Origin of the sequence: Pseudoalteromonas mucoides (assembly GCF_049257175.1) — a bacterium.
Lineage (GTDB): Bacteria > Pseudomonadota > Gammaproteobacteria > Enterobacterales > Alteromonadaceae > Pseudoalteromonas.
Genome location: NZ_JBMMUC010000008.1, coordinates 20,876 through 38,003, shown reverse-complemented (window position 1 = coordinate 38,003; position 17,128 = coordinate 20,876). Strand labels below are relative to the sequence as shown.

Here is a 17,128-nt window from a genome sequence, read left to right as displayed (position 1 = left end):
ATGAATGCTCAGCCCACTGCAATAGCAGCAAATAAGCAAAATCGCACAAACGAACAAAACCCAAGCCAAGAAATTGACTTAATGGCGCTATTAGGCGCATTACTTGATCGTAAGTTTTTTATCATTGCAATAACTGCTGTGTTTATGTTTGTCGGTGTAGTATATGCCGTATTCTCTACCCCAATATACCAAGCTACAGCGATGATCCAAGTTGAAGATAGTAGCGGCTCAGTCCCAGGGTTTGATGACATGGCTGGCATGTTTGAAAGCACCTCTGCCGCGGTGACCGAAATCGAACTACTAAAATCACGCTCTATCATAGGTGAAGCAGTTGATACCCTAAAGCTTGATATAATTGCCGAGCCTAAATTATTCCCATTTATAGGCGGCCGTGCATTTCGTAAATTTACCCCTATGAGTGAGGGCGAACTAGCTGAACCTAGCTTTGGTGCAACCTCCTATGCTTGGGGCGGTGAAAGCATTGATGTATTTAGGTTTGATGTACCAAAATCTGCGGTTGGTGCTGGTTTTACTCTACAAACGCAAGAGAATAATAGCCTTGTGTTATTAAATGATGAAGGTGAACAAATTTTAGCAGGTAAAATAGGGCAAGAGCTTACTAATGGTAAGTTTAACCTAACTGTACGTAGTTTAAATGCCCGCGCTGGCACTGAGTTTACACTTACTCGTAAAGATCGTTTAAATACCATTTTAGATTTACAAAAAGATATAGGCGCAAGTGAAAAAGGTAAAGACTCCGGCATAATTAATTTAAGCTTACAAAGTGCACAACCCAATTATGCTCAAAAAGTACTTGATAAAGTGGCAAGTATTTACGTGCGCCGTAATGTTGAGCGTAATAGCGCGGAAGCACAAAAATCTCTAGAGTTTTTAGAGGTACAATTACCTGAAATTAAAAAACAACTTGAGTACGCAGAAGAGCGCTTTAACGATTACCAAATAAAACGCCAGTCAATCAATATTACTCTTGAAACCCAAGGTGTATTAGAGCAAGTTGTAAAACTTGAAACTAAATTACAAGAGCTTGAGCTTAAGCGCCTTGAACTAAGCCGTAAATTTAAAAAAGACCACCCAACCTACCAGGGTTTGGTTGAACAAATTCGCGCTGTTAATGCACAAAAAGATGAGCTAGTTGGTGAGGTCGGTAACCTACCAGAAACCCAACAAGAGCTACTGCGTTTAAGGCGTGACGTTGAGGTTAGTAACCAAATTTACACATTGCTGCTGAGTAAAACTCAAGAGTTGGATATTGTACGTGCTGGCACGGTAGGTAACGTGCGTATAATTGATTACGCTGAGGTCAATACCTCAAAGCCAGTTAAGCCTAAAAAAGCCTTAATTGTTGTTATGGCAACCATGCTAGGGGGCATGTTGGCGGTAGCAATAGTGCTAGTACAAAAAGCTATGCATAAAGGGGTTGAAGACCCTAATGAAATTGAGGCTATCGGCTTACCTGTATACGCCAGTGTACCCTACTCAGATTACCAAGATAAACTCACAGGTTTTAGTAAAGCCCGTAAAAATAAAAATAAACCAAAATCAATTTTAGCGCTTGATAACCCAGCGGACCTTTCAATCGAGGCACTGCGTAGCCTACGTACCAGTTTACACTTTGCGATGATGGAGGCTAAAAATAATCTTATTGCGATATCTGGCCCAAGCCCAGGTGTGGGTAAGTCATTTATATCGGTGAATTTAGCTTCAGTACTCGCGCAAAGCGGTAAAAAAGTATTAATTATCGATGCCGATATGCGTAAAGGTTATTTGCAAACTCAATTCGGTATAGAATGGGATGACGGCTTAAGTGATTACTTATCAGGGCGTTTAAACCTTGCACAAGTGACTAAACCAACTCAAGTTGATGGTTTAAGTGTAATTACTCGTGGCCAAATACCGCCAAACCCATCTGAGTTACTAATGCACTCAAACTTTAGTAAATTAGTTGAAGAGGTAAGTGCAGAGTATGATTTAGTAATAATCGATACACCACCTATTTTGGCAGTAACGGACCCAGCAATTGTTAGTGCTCATGCTGGTACTACATTATTAGTTACTCGCTTTGGCCAAAACCATATTAAAGAAATAGAGCTAACTCGTAACCGTTTTGAACAAAACGGCATTGACGTTAAAGGCATTGTATTTAACGGTGTAGTTAAAAAAGCGAGTAATGTATATGGTTATTATGGCTATTATAGCTATGAGTATCAAAGTGATAAGAATTAAAGAAGCCCCAATTGGGCTCTGTAAATAAAAGCTTGTCATTTACGTGTTAAATGAGCATATTAGAAAATTTATGAAAATGGTATTATATTTTTTAGATTATCCAGCACGTAGTCTGAAGAGATTCACTCATTTTTAATTTTATAGGTGTGGGCAAACGTGTTTTCTTCTCAGTTGAATAGTATCTTTGGCACTATTTTAAAAAATAGTTCATTAGCACTTTTAGTTAAAGTTATCGGCTCGGCTATATCAATATCTTTAGCCGCTATAATTGCTAGGTATTACGGCCCAGATATAGCAGGTCAATACTTTTTATTGATGTCGATAGTTACTTATTTTGTAGTTGTTGGTAGTTTTGGTCAACAGAATGCTATGTTGCAAAAAGTATCAAGCACAGGCTCAGAAGAAAAGAAGTTTACCTTGTTAAATTCATCTATTTTTATTGTAATGATCTTCTCTATCATCCTGTCGTGTTTAATGTACTTTACATCTGGGTTTATATCATCTAACATTTTTAATAAACCAGAATTAAAAGAAACGCTAGAGAATATTGTATTCCTTATCCCTTTATTGTCTCTGTTAAATGTTTTTTCTGCTTATTATCAAGCAAATAATAGAATAATAGTTTCTATGAGTATTTTGGGCCCCATACCTAATACCATTGTATTGGCTTTATTAATACTTGTTAGTTTTAGTGGATTAGAATTGCAATTTAATAATTTTATTTTGTTTGTTATTATTTGCACATTTTTATCTTTGCTTTATTCTTCTTTTATGGTTCGGGGTTATGAGTTTGACTCCCTAGATCTCGGGGCTATAAAAAAAATGCTATTAATCGGATCTCCGATGCTAGTAGTTCAAGCATGTATGCAACTTAATTCACTAATAGGGCAATTTAGTTTAGGTGTTTGGGGTACTACCACTGATATAGCTTTTTTCGCAATTGCAAATAAGATTGCGATTCTCATAAGCTTAATTTTAACATCGGTAAATAAGATAGCGGCGCCTAAATTCAGTGAGCTTTACTCAACGGGAAATTATGAAGAACTAAAGGTTGTTGTTAAAAATTCTAGCAGATTGATGCTTTTATTTTCTTTTCCTTTTTTACTAATTTTGTTGATGTGCCCTAAGTGGGTATTGAGCTTTTTTGGTGAAGAGTTTGAAGCTGCAAGCCAAATTCTCAGAATACTTGCTGTAGCTCAGTTTATTAATGTTTCTACAGGATCTGTGGGATTTATTCTTTTAATGACAGGAAGGCAAAAGGTTGCTCGAAATAATATGCTTTTATCTCTTTTTATTGCTATATCTTTATCAATAATCATTGTTCCCGTATACGGGGCGATTGGCGCTGCAATAGTTACCCTCCTATCACTGAGTACGTCTAATTTGTTGTCGTGGTATACAGTGAAGAAAGAGCTAAAAATTAATACATTTAAGATACTTTGAAGTTAATATGATATATTTGAAATCTAAAAAAATTATTTTTATACATATTCCAAAAACAGGTGGAACAAGTATAAATCAATTGCTTACAGATACTGTTAAAAACTGCGATATTGTAACTTCGGAACAGTCTCGATTTCGGAAAGCTCTCAATAAAATTACCGGAAATAAGAATTTTAAGAAACATGAAAGTGCCCTGGAATTACTTAATAAATTGGGCGAAGACAATTTCAATAGTCTTTTTTCATTTGCTGTAGTGAGAAACCCATATGATTGGTTAGTTTCATATTACTTTTTCATTACAGAAACGAAAATAAGCCCTGATACGAATAAGCGTTGGAGTCATCATCTATACCCTCTTGTAAAAGATATGACTTTTAAAGATTTTGTATCGTGGGTTTGTGACCAGAATGGATTGTCTAATTTAGCATCTCGTAAATCTTTAGTATTTGACAATAGTAAAAAAGTTTTACAAAAAGACTGGGTTAGTAATTTAGATGGAAGCTTACTTGTTAAAAGGATTTTAAACGTTGAAGAGTTACAAACCCAAGTACCTTTATTATTAAATGAGTTAGGTCTCAATAATAGCAAATTGCCTCATATCAACTCATCTAAAAGAGGTATATATGTAGACTATTATGATGAAGTAACTAAAAATAAAGTTTACGAGTATTTTAAGGAGGATTTTGATGCTTTTGGATACGCAAGGGACTAAGGGTTATATGAAAAAAATTTTTATTGTCGGTCGGCATCGTTCAGGAACTACTTGGCTGGCAAATATATTAGCTAGTCATAAAGATGTTTACACGCCAGTACATCTTGAACATAAAGGGCAACATGAAAGCGCCTTTTTTTGTAATGTTGTACCGTATTGTACCGAAGGTAACGAGGTAAATATAAATAAGTTAATAGATGTGTTTACTAAATCAGATTTTTATAATTTGTTGTTGGAAACAGGTCAAATTAAAACGGATAAAATAATAAAAACTGAATATGATTATTTTTCGGGAGTAATGGATTGCGCCGCATCTAATGCTGAGTGTGGGGCTTGGGTTGAAAAGTCACCATCACATACATTAATTCTTAATGACCTAATTGATAATTACCCAGAAGCAGTGTTTGTTGCAATAAAGCGTAATTTTCTTGATACTGTAACTTCTAATATCTATGGCTTCAGTAACCCGCATAGTTTATTAGCGTGGATTAAGGTATCAATTTGGACTTGTATATTTGAAAAAATAATCGAAGCAAATAGAAAAAAAATTTTATTAATAACATACGAAGAGCTAGTAGAGGGTATTAGTCTTAAAAAAGTGCTAGATTATGCAGGCTTAGAGTCAACGGAAGATGTTTCTAGTAAGTGGACTCCCTCTTCTTCTTATAAGGGAACTTCAAAACCTAAAATCAAATTACGAGCGAAAGTACTAGCATACTCTGTAAAAGCTATATTTAAGCTGGTTCCTTCAGTATTATGTGTACACTATGGCAAATATTGGGTTTCTCATAATAAAAAATTACCATTGTGGTTTTATAAGGTGGGTGGGCTTGAATAATTTAATCATAGCATTTGTCATAAATTTACTAAACTCTCTACCTCGAGGGAGTTATTTTAATCTTCTTAGGCGTCATATATTAAATCTGTTTTTCTTTAAAAGAAATAGCCGGTTTAGTATATCTAATGGACTAATCGTTAGACCTTACACTGGAGTGAAAAATCTACAAATTGGTGATGGGGTATTTATTAATCATGGCTTTAGTTTTGGATGTCCTGAGGCAAAGATAGTAATAGGGAATTATTCTAAAATAGGGCCAAATTGTTTGATTGAAACAGTAAATCATCCTTATTTACAAGAAAAAAATAAGCATGTAGCAACAAGTGAAGATGTAACCATTGGTGCTGAAGTTTGGGTTGGTGCTCGCGTAACTATCTTGCCCGGTGTATCAATTGGAAATAATTCAGTAATTGCAGCGGGATCTGTTGTTACAAAGAATATACCTAGTAATGTATTAGCTGGGGGCGTCCCAGCAAGAGTAATAAAGAAATATGAAAAAAATATTGATTTTCTCTGATGAGTATTTAGGCAAAGGTGGTGGTGCAGGGGTCGTAGCAGATCAACTTTTTAATGATTTTAAGCGCCAAGGTGATGAGTGCTATTTATTGACATATAAAAGTATACCTTCTTGGATTCCGAGTTTCTTTTGGATTATATATTACCCTGTCTTATTAGTTATACAGTATTTTAAGGCTAGATATGATTTAATAGTCTGTAATGACCCTAAAGCTATTTACACATTAGGGCTTCTTAGTCGGTTAGGTTTTAAATTTAATTATAAGTGTATTATGCATGGCTCTGAATACCGAATATTTTCAGAGTCTATAAGTTTTATCAATAGGATTGCCTTATTTAAATATTTTTTTCAAATTTCAATAAACAAAGCAATGGAAGTTATATTTGTAAGTGAATGTGTTAAGAAAGAGTCGCAAAACTCATTTGATATAACTAACAAAAATTTGAAGGTGGTTTATGCTGGGATTGAATTGGCTATATTCATACCGCCTGAAAAGATTAACACACCAGAATCAAAAAATAAGATTATCTTAACAGTTGCTAGAGTTATTAAAGGGAAAGGGCATTTTGAGTTATTAGATGAGTTTAAAAAAGTACTTTCTAACGACTCTGCATTTCGATGGCATGTAGTTGGGGATGGTAAGGATCTAGATTTGTTAAAAAGTGCTGTTAAAACTGCTGGTCTTGAAGAGTTTGTAATTTTTCATGGCAAAATAAATAGAGTAGATATTATAAAATTATACCGAAACTCTTACGTTTTTGTACTGTTAACTAAGTTAAAAGAAGCTTTTGGATTGGTTTTTATTGAAGCAAACTCACAAGGCTGTGCTGTTATCGGTCCTAACAAGCATGGCGTCAAAGAAGCTATTGAAAATGGAGTAAATGGTTATCTAGTTGATAATTTTAGTTGTGTTTCTGGTTTAATACTTGATAAAAATAAAATTTCATCCATAACACCTGAGGCTTGCATAGAACACTCTCAAAGATTTTGCTCCTCTAAATTTGCTTTAGAAGTGAAAAAACTTTGATTTTTTTAGCTTCTGTTGTCTTTATATTTACGTTTCTACTTTGTTTATTACTAACTAAAAGTTATTATATTTCATTTATTGTTAGTGTGCTTAAAACTGTTTTTTTCTCCTTGTTTTTTTTACTTTATTTTCAGCACCACTTAACAGATGACTTGAAGTATTATGAAGAAGCGCTCTCATTAATCAATTCATATAACAACTACAATGATTTTTTTTCATTTTACTCTGATCTTAATGAGTTGCTAAAAACTAACCACACTCTTTTCTTTTTATATAGTGCTGCTTCTATTGCAATAATTAATGAAGGGTACTACTCAATCGTTATAATGAATATATTCCTATCATGTGTTTCAACTTATTTATATGCTAAGGTGTTTACTCACTTGTTTGAGACAGGAGATAAGGGATTTAAATTTTTCTTTTGTCTATTAGCTTTACACCCTACTTTAATAACCTGGTCTTCTGTTATTGCATTAAAGGAAGTTTTAGTTTTGCTTCTCTCAGGTGGATATTTTTATTTAACTATTATACTAATTAGATCTAAAGCTACTTGGGCACGATTGTTTTATCTTATTGTTATATTTTTTATACTTTATTTAATGCTAGATTTGAGGTTTTATCTTGTTTTTATATTTTTAGCTGCTACTTATTTTGGGTTTTCTAAATATAAACTAAGGGGATGGAATTCACTTTATTTACTATTAATAGCTGGAGTTGCTATTTTCATAAGCCTTTCATTTATACCTAGAGCAGAGTATGCTTTTTCAGTTTTTTTAAAAAATTTTTCAAATCCTATATTAGGTATTCCTAGATTTTTATTAACACCACTCCCATTTAGTATAGAGTTTGATTATTCTTTCATCTTATTTGATAGCATACTACATTGGTTAAGCTTCCCTTTTATATTAGTTGGGTTTACCCTTTTTCTATTAGATGCAAAGAGTAAGGAGGTACTCTTTTTTACAAGCTTCTTTTTTGCCCTCATATTGGTTTATAGTATGTTTGAAACGTTACAAGGTCCTAGACATAGAGTTCAAATTTATCCTCTTTTTTTATTTTTTCAGATTAAAGGGGTTGTTTGGATTACTAAAAGTTTAGGATTTGTCCGTGCTTTCAAATAAAAGGGTGTTTTATATTTTATTATATATTGGGTTTTTATGAGTAAAGTAATGCTAATAAATAGTTTAGGTTATGGGGGAGCTGAAAGAGTTTTTTCAAACCTTACTAATTATTTTAATGAAAATAATGTTGATTTTAATGTTGTCTCATTATTAAATGTAAATGATTATTATAATTGTAGTGATAATAAACCAACCTATTTAACAGAGTGTAAAGCTTTATCTTTCATAACACTTTTAAAGTGTTTGATAGTTTTTTTTATTTATTGTGTTAAAAATAAAGTAACTTTGGTTCAAAGTCATCTTTTTTGGTCAAATTATATAAATGTTATCACCTCTAAGATATTAAGTTATGATTGCCAGCTTGTGCACTGTGTAGCCTTTAATTCTAAATTTAAAAAAGGTAAAAAAAGATCTTTTCACTTTTTTGCCTGTAACTTTTTACTCAAATATGCATCTTTGAATGTTTTTAAAAGTTATGAAATGAGGGATGAATACATAGAGTTATTTAAACTTGATAAAAATAAAACAAAGGTAATATATAATCCAATAGACCTTGAAGTTTCCGCTGTTAAGTCTTATATACATAATAAGAATCCAAAAATTAATTCTAAACCTTTTTCTATAGGGTTAGTTGGTAGATTCCATCTTAGCAAAAGATATTTTGATGTCCTTAAGTTAGCAAATATAGTTTCAAATGACTTTGTTTTTTATTGCATAGGGACTGGGGATGAGCTAAGTGAGATAAATGAAAAACTTATCAATTTTAATTTGACGGATAAAGTACACTTACTTGGTTGGCAGAGTGAACCATTAAAGTTGCTTGCGAATATGGATGCTTACTTATGTTGTTCTGAGGCCGAGGGTTTTCCTAATTCATTAATAGAAGCAATGTCTGTTGGCCTTCCTTGTATACATTCAAATTGTATGACAGGACCAAAAGAAATTTTGGGTCATGTAGAATCATATGAGGGAGGGTTATCATATAGGAAGTTTGGCCTAACTTTTGAAATTGGTGATATAGAAGCTATTAAAAATGGTTTAAATAACCTCGTTAAGAATCCAGTTTTATATAGTAAATATAGTGAAGCAAGCTTAAATCGTGTTAAAGAGTTAAAAGAAACAGATTGTTTTAAAGAATATTTAACTGTATTTGATGAGGCAAGCAAATGAAAAATTTGCTAATTATTGTTAATGTTGATTGGTTTTTTATCTCGCATCGCTTACAGATTGCTAAAAGAGCACTTGAAAGTGGTTATGAAGTCACGGTTGCGTGTAGGTTTACTGAACATAAAGAAAAGTTAGTATCTATGGGCTTTAATGTTATAGATATTCCATTTAACCGTAGTGGTGGGGGGGTACTTTCTGAGCTAAATACTATAAAAATCATTAGAACAGTTATTGAAAATGTTAAACCTCGCATTATACATGCTATTACTATAAAACCAGTGCTATACACAGGTTTAGCTTTAAAAACGGTTACGAAAAATATTCCTTTCGTTGCCGCAATCTCTGGGCTAGGTTATGTATTTACTGCTAAAACTGCCAGAGCAAAGTTAACTAAGTTTATTGCGTCAGTTTTTTATAAAATAGCTCTGTCGCAAAAGTATAAAACAGTTATTTTTCAAAACACATCAGATGAAGAAATTTTGACTTTGATTACTAAGTTAAAAGCAACAGATAAAACATTGATAAAGGGTTCCGGCGCTGATCTGTCTGTTTATACCTATCAACCTGAAAGTACGAATACACCTGTTAAAATAGTTATGGCTTGTCGTCTGCTTAAAGAGAAAGGGGTATATCAGTATATTGATGCGGCAAAAATCATTAAAGAAAAGTACCCTAATACAGAGTTTTTGCTTGTTGGTACACCTGATTTAGAGAACCCTAATACTATAAGGCAATCAGAAATTAATAGGTGGGCAGAGAAGAGGGTTATTACTTATTTAGGTCATAGAAACGATATACCAGCAGTATTTGCAGATTCAAACATTGTTTGTCTACCCTCTTTTTATGGTGAGGGCGTTCCAAAAGTACTAATTGAAGCTGCTGCATGTGGTCGGTCTATTGTTACTACAGATAACCCTGGTTGTAGAGATGCAGTTATTGAAGGTGAAACCGGGTTTACAGTACCTATTCGTGATGCTATAGCGCTTGCTACAGCTATACTTAAACTTATAGAGAAGCCTGAGTTAAGAGTTACAATGGGCGCTAAAGCGAGAGTTTTTGCTGAAAAAGAATTTGATGTTAATAGTGTGGTCAATAAGCATTTTGAAATTTATAATAATTTATTAGGTCGTGTAAAAAAGTGATTGCTATAACAGGTTATACAGGGTTTGTCGGACAACATTTATTAGAGCTGCTAAATACCACAGATTGTTTGTTACTAGGGCGTAACCCCTTAGCTAATTACTCTCATTTTTACGAGTTTGATCTATCAAAAACCAACGATTTAGATTTAGTCAGTAAATTAAGTAACGTTGATGTTTTAGTGCATGTAGCCGCACGTGTTCATATTATGAACGATGACGCAACAGACCCTTTAGCTGAATTTAGAGCTGTTAATACTAAAGGTACACTTAACTTAGCTAAGCAAGCTGCGCAGGCCGGAGTTAAGCGCTTTATATTTATAAGCTCTATAAAGGTTAATGGTGAGAGTACAACTAATCAAACGCCCTTTACTGCAATCGATACACCTCATCCAGATGACCCATATGGGATATCTAAAGCGGAAGCTGAGCTGCAGTTATTAGCGTTGGGTAAAGATACAGGGATCGAAATTGTAATAATCCGCCCACCACTTGTTTACGGTGAAGGTGTAAAAGCAAACTTTGCTTCACTGATGCGGTTTGTGAGTAAAGGCTTACCATTGCCATTTAGAGCAATAAAAAATAATAAGCGCAGCTTAGTGTCTGTTTATAACTTAGTTGATTTAATCAAGGTATGTATAGAACACCCAAAAGCCGCTAATCAAGTGTTTTTAGCTTCTGACGACTATGATTTATCAACAGCTGAAATGGTGGCATTAATGGCTAAAGTACAGGGTAAAAAAAACTTGGCATTACCAGTGCCTGTTTGGTGCTTTAAATTAGCTGGTAAATTACTTAATAAAAATGATGTTATTGATAGGCTAACCGGTTCTCTCCAATTAGACATTACTCATACAAAAAATACCCTTGATTGGGCTCCGCCTTATTCAGTTGAACACGGTTTCAAACTAGCTGCTAAAACTTCAACAAAATAATTAATGGATTTATAAATGATACGTTTACTCGACCTTTTGTTTTCACTTTTTGGTTTGTTGTTTGCCTCACCATTTTTAGTGATTTTATACATTATTGGTTTGTTTGATACAGGCTCACCTATCTTTACTCAAGAGCGTGTTGGCCGTAATAAAAAACCATTTACTCTAGTAAAATTTAGAACAATGACAGTTGATACTGCATCGGTTGCGAGCCATTTAGCGAGTACTGCATCAATAACGTCTTTTGGTGGCTTTTTGCGTAAAACAAAGCTTGATGAACTCCCGCAACTTTGGAATGTACTAAAAGGTGAAATGAGCTTAGTTGGTCCTCGCCCTGGTTTATTTAACCAAGATGAATTAACTAAAGCACGTGAAGCTAAAAATGTATTTAACGTACGCCCTGGTATCACCGGACTTGCTCAAGTTAACGAAATTGATATGTCTACTCCTGAGTTACTTGCAAAAACGGATCGCGAGATGATAGATACCTTAACTATCGGAAACTACTTTAAATATATACTAATGACAGTAACTGGCAGCGGTAGTGGGGATAGGGTTAAGTAGATACGAGGTAAAAGTTTAAAGGTACAAGGTGAAAGGCAAAAGATTAAAGATAGAAGTGATCTAACCCCGATAAAGTAGACACGGGGCTCAGATTCTCAATGGAAAAGCTATAAGCAAAAATACAAGCTTTAAAGTTAAAGGACTTAAGTTAGGTATAAGGGATTTTATGCAATTTGAAGATTTAGATGTATGGCAGCGCTCTGCTGACTTGGCTTGTGGGATCTATATACATTTCAAATCAAGTAAAGAGTTTGGGCTAAAAGATCAAATTACTCGCTCAGCTTTATCTATTTCTTCCAATATTGCGGACAAAATTGCAGGAGCAAATTTTGAACGCGCTTGCGCGGCCTCGAAGAGGTGAGATAAACGGACTTATCGAATAACGTTATGAGAGGAAGACTCCCAAAGATTATGCGCGCTTTCTTTCATACTCCAAAGGTAGTTGTGGTGAATTACGCTCTCAAATTTATATTGCAGTTAAAATTGGCGAAATTGACATAAAAACATCTGAACTTTGAGTCGAAGAGACAAAGCAGCTCTCCAAAATGTTATCAGGTTTAATGAAATCGATTGAATCATGGGATTAGGTCGGTAAGCTACGTTTGACGTTTGACGTTTGACGTTTGACGTTTGACGTTTGACCTTGAATTTTCTATTCAAATCAACAACTAATGATTATGTGTTGGTTTGTGGTGATTTTGTTCATTTAGCGTTATAATTCAGTAAATATACATATTGTTAGAGCTAGTGTTTGCTCTTTAATTATCGAACCAACGGTACAAAAAAAGGAACTTGTTGTGGATAGTTTTATCCAGTCTATTTTAAATGCGCCGCGAGCTAAAAAGCGCGCTATTACCTTATTTATTGACTCCCTGTTTATTGCTGCAGCTTTTTGGTTGGCTCTAATTGTGCGCTTAGATAGCCTAGAGCCACTTAAAGAGTTAGATAACTGGCTGTTATTAGCAATTCTTATACCGACAGGTTTATACTCATTTATTAACTTAGGTTTGTACAGGGCGGTACTTAGGTATATGAACTCACAAGCTTTGTGGGCCATTGTACTGGGTACGTTTATTACCACAGTTGCTTTAGTATTGCTTTCGTTTTTTGTTGGTATAACGATTCCTCGAACAATGCCATTTATATTTGCTTGGTTATGTTTATTAACTGTGGGTGGCTCACGTATTTTAGTGCGTGCCATGATCGGTAGAATGGCTACGGTTAATAAAGAGTCGGTTATTATTTATGGTGCAGGCTCTGCAGGTCGCCAACTTGCTACAGCTTTAGGTGCAGGACCTGAGTATTATGTACGCGCATTTATAGATGATGACGAAACAAAGCAAGGCTCAATAGTACAAGGTGTACCAGTAATTAGTTTTAAAGGCATTTACGAGCTCATAAATAAAGGTAAAGCCACTAAGGTGCTGTTGGCATTACCTAGTGCCAGTCGCTCCCGTCGTAAAGAGGTGTTAGCCCAACTTGAACCGCTCAGCATTAAAGTACTCTCAATCCCCGGTATGGCAGATGTGGTTGAGGGTAAAGCCAAGCTATCTGAATTTAGAGATGTCGAAATTGAAGATTTACTAGGCCGTGACCCTGTTACGCCAAAGCCCGAGCTAATGAAAGCGAATATTGCTGATAAAATAGTAATGGTAACTGGCGCTGGCGGGTCTATAGGCTCAGAGCTTTGTAGGCAAATAGTTAAACAAAAGCCAAGTAAACTAGTGTTGTTTGAAATCTCAGAGTTTGGTTTATACTCAATCGAAAAAGAGCTCAACGAGTTTATTGTTAGTAATCAGCTTGATATAGAGTTGGTTCCTGTTATGGGGTCGGTTCAGCGTATAAACCGGATTGAAACTGTAATGATTGCCTTTGGTGTGCAAACCGTTTATCACGCCGCAGCATATAAACATGTGCCATTAGTTGAGCATAATGTGGTAGAGGGCGTGCGTAATAATGTGTTTGGTACATACTATGCTGCAAAAGCGGCGGTTAATGCCGGGGTTGAAACCTTTGTATTAATATCTACCGACAAAGCAGTTCGCCCAACTAATGTAATGGGGGCTACTAAGCGTATGGCTGAGCTTGTATTGCAAGGCCTTGCTCAAAATAAAGGTATTAAGCATCGAACCCGCTTCTGTATGGTACGTTTTGGTAATGTATTAGGCTCTTCAGGTTCGGTTGTGCCATTATTCAGAAGGCAAATACAAGAAGGCGGGCCAATAACGCTAACTCACCCAGACATCACCCGTTTTTTTATGACCATACCTGAAGCGGCACAGCTTGTTATTCAAGCTGGCTCAATGGGTAAAGGTGGCGATGTATTTGTGCTCGATATGGGTGAGTCGGTAAAAATAAAAGATTTAGCATCAAAAATGGTTCGCCTATCAGGTTTAGAGGTTAAGAGTGATACAAATCCTCATGGTGATATTGAAATCAAATGTACTGGCCTTCGCCCTGGAGAGAAGCTATTTGAAGAGCTATTAATTGGCGATAACGTTGGCGAAACTACTCATGAGCGTATAATGACTGCAAGCGAAGTAATGTTACCATTTGCCGAGCTGAATGTATTTTTAGAAGCATTGGATATTGCTTGCCATAATTTTGATCATGAAACAATTCGCCAGTTATTACTTGATGCACCAACAGGTTTTAACCCAACCGATGGTATTTGTGATTTAGTATGGAATGCTAAAAAACACCTTTCAACCCACAATACAAAAAAAGTAATTTATATCCGTAAATAAATATTTTGCTAAATCAGGCATTTTTATGTTTTTAATGAGTTATATAAGGTGTTTTCACTAAAGTATAGCTTAAAGAACAATTAATTTTGCTGAATCTAATTCGATTAAGTTTGATAGACTAACTCAAAGCCAATTATTAGTAATAACTGTTGTATATTTTTAGATAGGCTGGAACTTTGGTTACTCGAAATGTTACTTTGTAATTATATATTTAAATTTTAAATCATTAATATAAGTTGATACTATGACTGTAAAATTAACCCATCTCAAAGCCCTTGAGGCAGAGTCCATTCAAATTATGCGTGAAGTTGCTGCTGAGTTTGATAATCCAGTAATGCTTTATTCTGTAGGTAAAGACTCATCAGTATTATTGCACTTAGCACGTAAAGCTTTTTACCCAGGAAAAATACCTTTCCCGCTTATGCATGTTGATACTAACTGGAAATTTAAAGAAATGATCCAGTTTAGAGATGATATGGCCAAAAAATATGAGTTTGATTTAATTGTTCACCAAAACCCTGAAGGTATTGCAATGGGATGTAGCCCATTTGTTCATGGCAGCGCAAAACATACCGATATTATGAAAACTCAAGGTTTAAAGCAAGCGCTTGATATGCATGGGTTTGATGCTGCGTTTGGTGGTGCTCGTCGTGATGAAGAAAAGTCACGAGCTAAAGAACGTGTTTATTCATTTAGAGATAAAAATCATCGTTGGGATCCTAAAAGTCAACGCCCAGAACTCTGGAATGTTTATAACAGCAAAGTAGATAAAGGTGAAAGCATTCGTGTATTTCCACTTAGTAACTGGACAGAGCTTGATATTTGGCAGTATATCTACCTTGAAGGTATTGAAATTCCATCATTATATTTTGCAAAAGAGCGTCCTGTTGTTGAGCGTGATGGAACGTTGATCATGGTGGATGATGAGCGTATGGAACTTGAAGAAAATGAACAAGTTCAAAATAAAATGGTTCGTTTTAGAACGCTAGGTTGCTACCCACTAACAGGAGCTGTTGATTCTGTAGCGCAAACATTACCAGAAATTATTCAAGAAATGTTATTATGTACTACCTCTGAACGTCAGGGACGAGTGATTGATAATGACTCTGCGGGTTCAATGGAGAAAAAGAAAATGGAAGGTTATTTTTAGCCATATTATAAGTCTTAAAAATTTTTATAAAGTGCACAACATGCTTACTTTATATGTTGAATACACTTAATAACCATTAACTTATTGAACCAAATTGTAGAGAAAATTATGTCACAAGAAACGAACTTACTTGCTACTGATATAGAAGCATATTTAAAAGTGCATGAAAATAAAGACATGCTGCGCATATTAACCTGCGGTAGCGTCGATGATGGTAAATCAACTTTAATAGGTCGTTTGCTTTACGATAGCAAGATGATCTTTGAAGATCAGATGGCGGCAATAGAAAAAGACTCTAAACGTTTTAATACCACAGATAATGATTTTGATTTATCGCTGCTTGTTGATGGCTTGCAGTCTGAGCGCGAACAAGGCATTACTATTGATGTTGCATATCGTTACTTTGCAACCGAACAACGTAAATTTATAATTGCCGACACCCCAGGACATGAACAGTATACGCGGAATATGGCTACAGGAGCTTCTACGTGTGATTTAGCTATTATTTTGATTGATGCTCGTCATGGTGTTCAAGTACAAACACGCCGTCATAGTTATATATGTTCATTGCTTGGTATTAAAAATGTCGTAGTTGCGATTAATAAAATGGATGCTGTCGGTTATGAGCAATCTGTTTACCAAGATATCAAAAAAGATTACCGTGAATTTTCAAAAGACCTTTCATTTGATGACGTAAGATTTGTGCCTATCTCGGCATTGCGTGGTGATAATGTGGTTAATGAAAGTGAAGCTATGAGCTGGTATCCTGGCTCTACATTAATGAAGTTACTTAATACTGTGCAAGTTAAACGTGCACAAAATGATGCATTTAGGCTACAAGTACAATATGTAAACCGTCCTAATCTTGACTTTAGAGGCTTTAGCGGCACGATTGCTGCGGGTGATATTAGAGTGGGTGACACAATCTGTGCTTTGCCATCAGGAAAAGAAAGTAAAGTAAAAGAAATTGTTACTTTTGATGGTAATTTAGAAAAAGCATCGGCAGGAATGGCTATAACGCTTACGCTTGAAGATGAAATCGATATAAGTCGTGGCGATATGTTAGTACGCCCACACGAAAAGCCATTTTCAACTAGTAGCTTTGAAGCTGACATGGTGTGGATGACAGAAGAACCATTACATGTAGATCGTGAATACGAAATTAAAGTGGGTAGTAAATCGGTATTTGGTTATGCTGAAGCGATAAATTATAAAGTCGATGTCAATACGTTAGAACATCAACAGGCGACCCAGCTTAACTTAAATGAAATAGGCCGCTGCCAGCTTGCCCTAACTGCACCTGTTCAATTTGATGCCTATGATGTAAATAAGCATACAGGGGCATTTATTGTTATTGATCGTTTATCAAATGTGACTGTTGGAGCGGGTATGATTCGCAAACCTATTGAGTCACAACCAAAGCAACAGTCAAGCGATCACTCTGCATTTGAGGTTGAGTTTAATGCCTTGGTTCGTAAACACTTCCCGCATTGGGGAGCAAAAGTAATTAGATAAATTACTTTT

At 35.1% G+C, this 17,128-nt stretch carries 15 protein-coding genes and 1 pseudogene; all 16 read left to right on the top strand.

Annotation, left to right across the window (positions count from 1 at the left end; all coding sequences use genetic code 11):
- Positions 1–2,244 (top strand): polysaccharide biosynthesis tyrosine autokinase, encoded by a 2,244-nt coding sequence (locus AAEU30_RS10365; protein WP_421960443.1) that lies wholly within the window; start codon positions 1–3, stop codon positions 2,242–2,244.
- A 156-nt stretch (positions 2,245–2,400) separates the two neighbouring features.
- The gene (locus AAEU30_RS10360) at positions 2,401–3,687 is read left to right on the top strand and encodes an oligosaccharide flippase family protein (protein ID WP_421960442.1); all 1,287 of its coding nucleotides are present in this window, start codon (positions 2,401–2,403) and stop codon (positions 3,685–3,687) included.
- Positions 3,688–3,703: 16 nt separating this feature from the next.
- Positions 3,704–4,399, top strand: coding sequence for a sulfotransferase family 2 domain-containing protein (locus AAEU30_RS10355; RefSeq protein WP_421960441.1), 696 nt, complete (start codon positions 3,704–3,706; stop codon positions 4,397–4,399).
- Between the two features lie 7 nt (positions 4,400–4,406).
- A complete protein-coding gene (locus AAEU30_RS10350) occupies positions 4,407–5,237 on the top strand; it encodes a sulfotransferase family protein (protein WP_421960440.1) in 831 nt (276 codons plus the stop codon).
- Positions 5,230–5,754: an acyltransferase gene (locus AAEU30_RS10345; protein WP_421960439.1), complete on the top strand. Its 525-nt coding sequence runs from the start codon at positions 5,230–5,232 to the stop codon at positions 5,752–5,754. The genes AAEU30_RS10350 and AAEU30_RS10345 overlap by 8 nt, the downstream gene beginning before the upstream one ends.
- Positions 5,729–6,781, top strand: coding sequence for a glycosyltransferase family 4 protein (locus tag AAEU30_RS10340; protein ID WP_421960438.1), 1,053 nt, complete (start codon positions 5,729–5,731; stop codon positions 6,779–6,781). Before AAEU30_RS10345 ends, AAEU30_RS10340 begins: the two co-directional genes overlap by 26 nt.
- A 383-nt stretch (positions 6,782–7,164) precedes the next feature.
- Entirely contained in the window at positions 7,165–7,902 is a 738-nt protein-coding gene (locus AAEU30_RS10335) for a hypothetical protein (RefSeq protein WP_421960437.1), read from the top strand.
- A gap of 36 nt (positions 7,903–7,938) precedes the next feature.
- On the top strand, positions 7,939–9,072 hold the full coding sequence (locus tag AAEU30_RS10330; protein WP_421960436.1) for a glycosyltransferase: 1,134 nt from the start codon (positions 7,939–7,941) through the stop codon (positions 9,070–9,072).
- Positions 9,069–10,211 (top strand): glycosyltransferase family 4 protein, encoded by a 1,143-nt coding sequence (locus tag AAEU30_RS10325; RefSeq protein WP_421960435.1) that lies wholly within the window; start codon positions 9,069–9,071, stop codon positions 10,209–10,211. Before AAEU30_RS10330 ends, AAEU30_RS10325 begins: the two co-directional genes overlap by 4 nt.
- The gene (locus AAEU30_RS10320) at positions 10,208–11,143 is read left to right on the top strand and encodes a UDP-glucose 4-epimerase family protein (protein WP_421960434.1); all 936 of its coding nucleotides are present in this window, start codon (positions 10,208–10,210) and stop codon (positions 11,141–11,143) included. Before AAEU30_RS10325 ends, AAEU30_RS10320 begins: the two co-directional genes overlap by 4 nt.
- Positions 11,144–11,158: 15 nt before the next feature.
- On the top strand, positions 11,159–11,707 hold the full coding sequence (locus AAEU30_RS10315) for a sugar transferase (RefSeq protein WP_421960433.1): 549 nt from the start codon (positions 11,159–11,161) through the stop codon (positions 11,705–11,707).
- A gap of 166 nt (positions 11,708–11,873) precedes the next feature.
- The gene (locus AAEU30_RS10310; RefSeq protein WP_421960432.1) at positions 11,874–12,068 is read left to right on the top strand and encodes a four helix bundle protein; all 195 of its coding nucleotides are present in this window, start codon (positions 11,874–11,876) and stop codon (positions 12,066–12,068) included.
- Positions 12,069–12,105: 37 nt separating this feature from the next.
- Positions 12,106–12,225, top strand: a pseudogene (locus AAEU30_RS10305) (four helix bundle protein); the annotation flags it as partial.
- 279 nt (positions 12,226–12,504) lie between these two features.
- The gene (locus AAEU30_RS10300) at positions 12,505–14,454 is read left to right on the top strand and encodes a polysaccharide biosynthesis protein (RefSeq protein WP_421960431.1); all 1,950 of its coding nucleotides are present in this window, start codon (positions 12,505–12,507) and stop codon (positions 14,452–14,454) included.
- A 244-nt stretch (positions 14,455–14,698) separates the two neighbouring features.
- Entirely contained in the window at positions 14,699–15,604 is a 906-nt protein-coding gene (cysD, locus tag AAEU30_RS10295; protein ID WP_421960430.1) for a sulfate adenylyltransferase subunit CysD, read from the top strand.
- 108 nt (positions 15,605–15,712) lie between these two features.
- Positions 15,713–17,119: a sulfate adenylyltransferase subunit CysN gene (cysN, locus tag AAEU30_RS10290; protein WP_421960429.1), complete on the top strand. Its 1,407-nt coding sequence runs from the start codon at positions 15,713–15,715 to the stop codon at positions 17,117–17,119.
- The last annotated feature ends 9 nt before the right edge of the window (positions 17,120–17,128 follow it).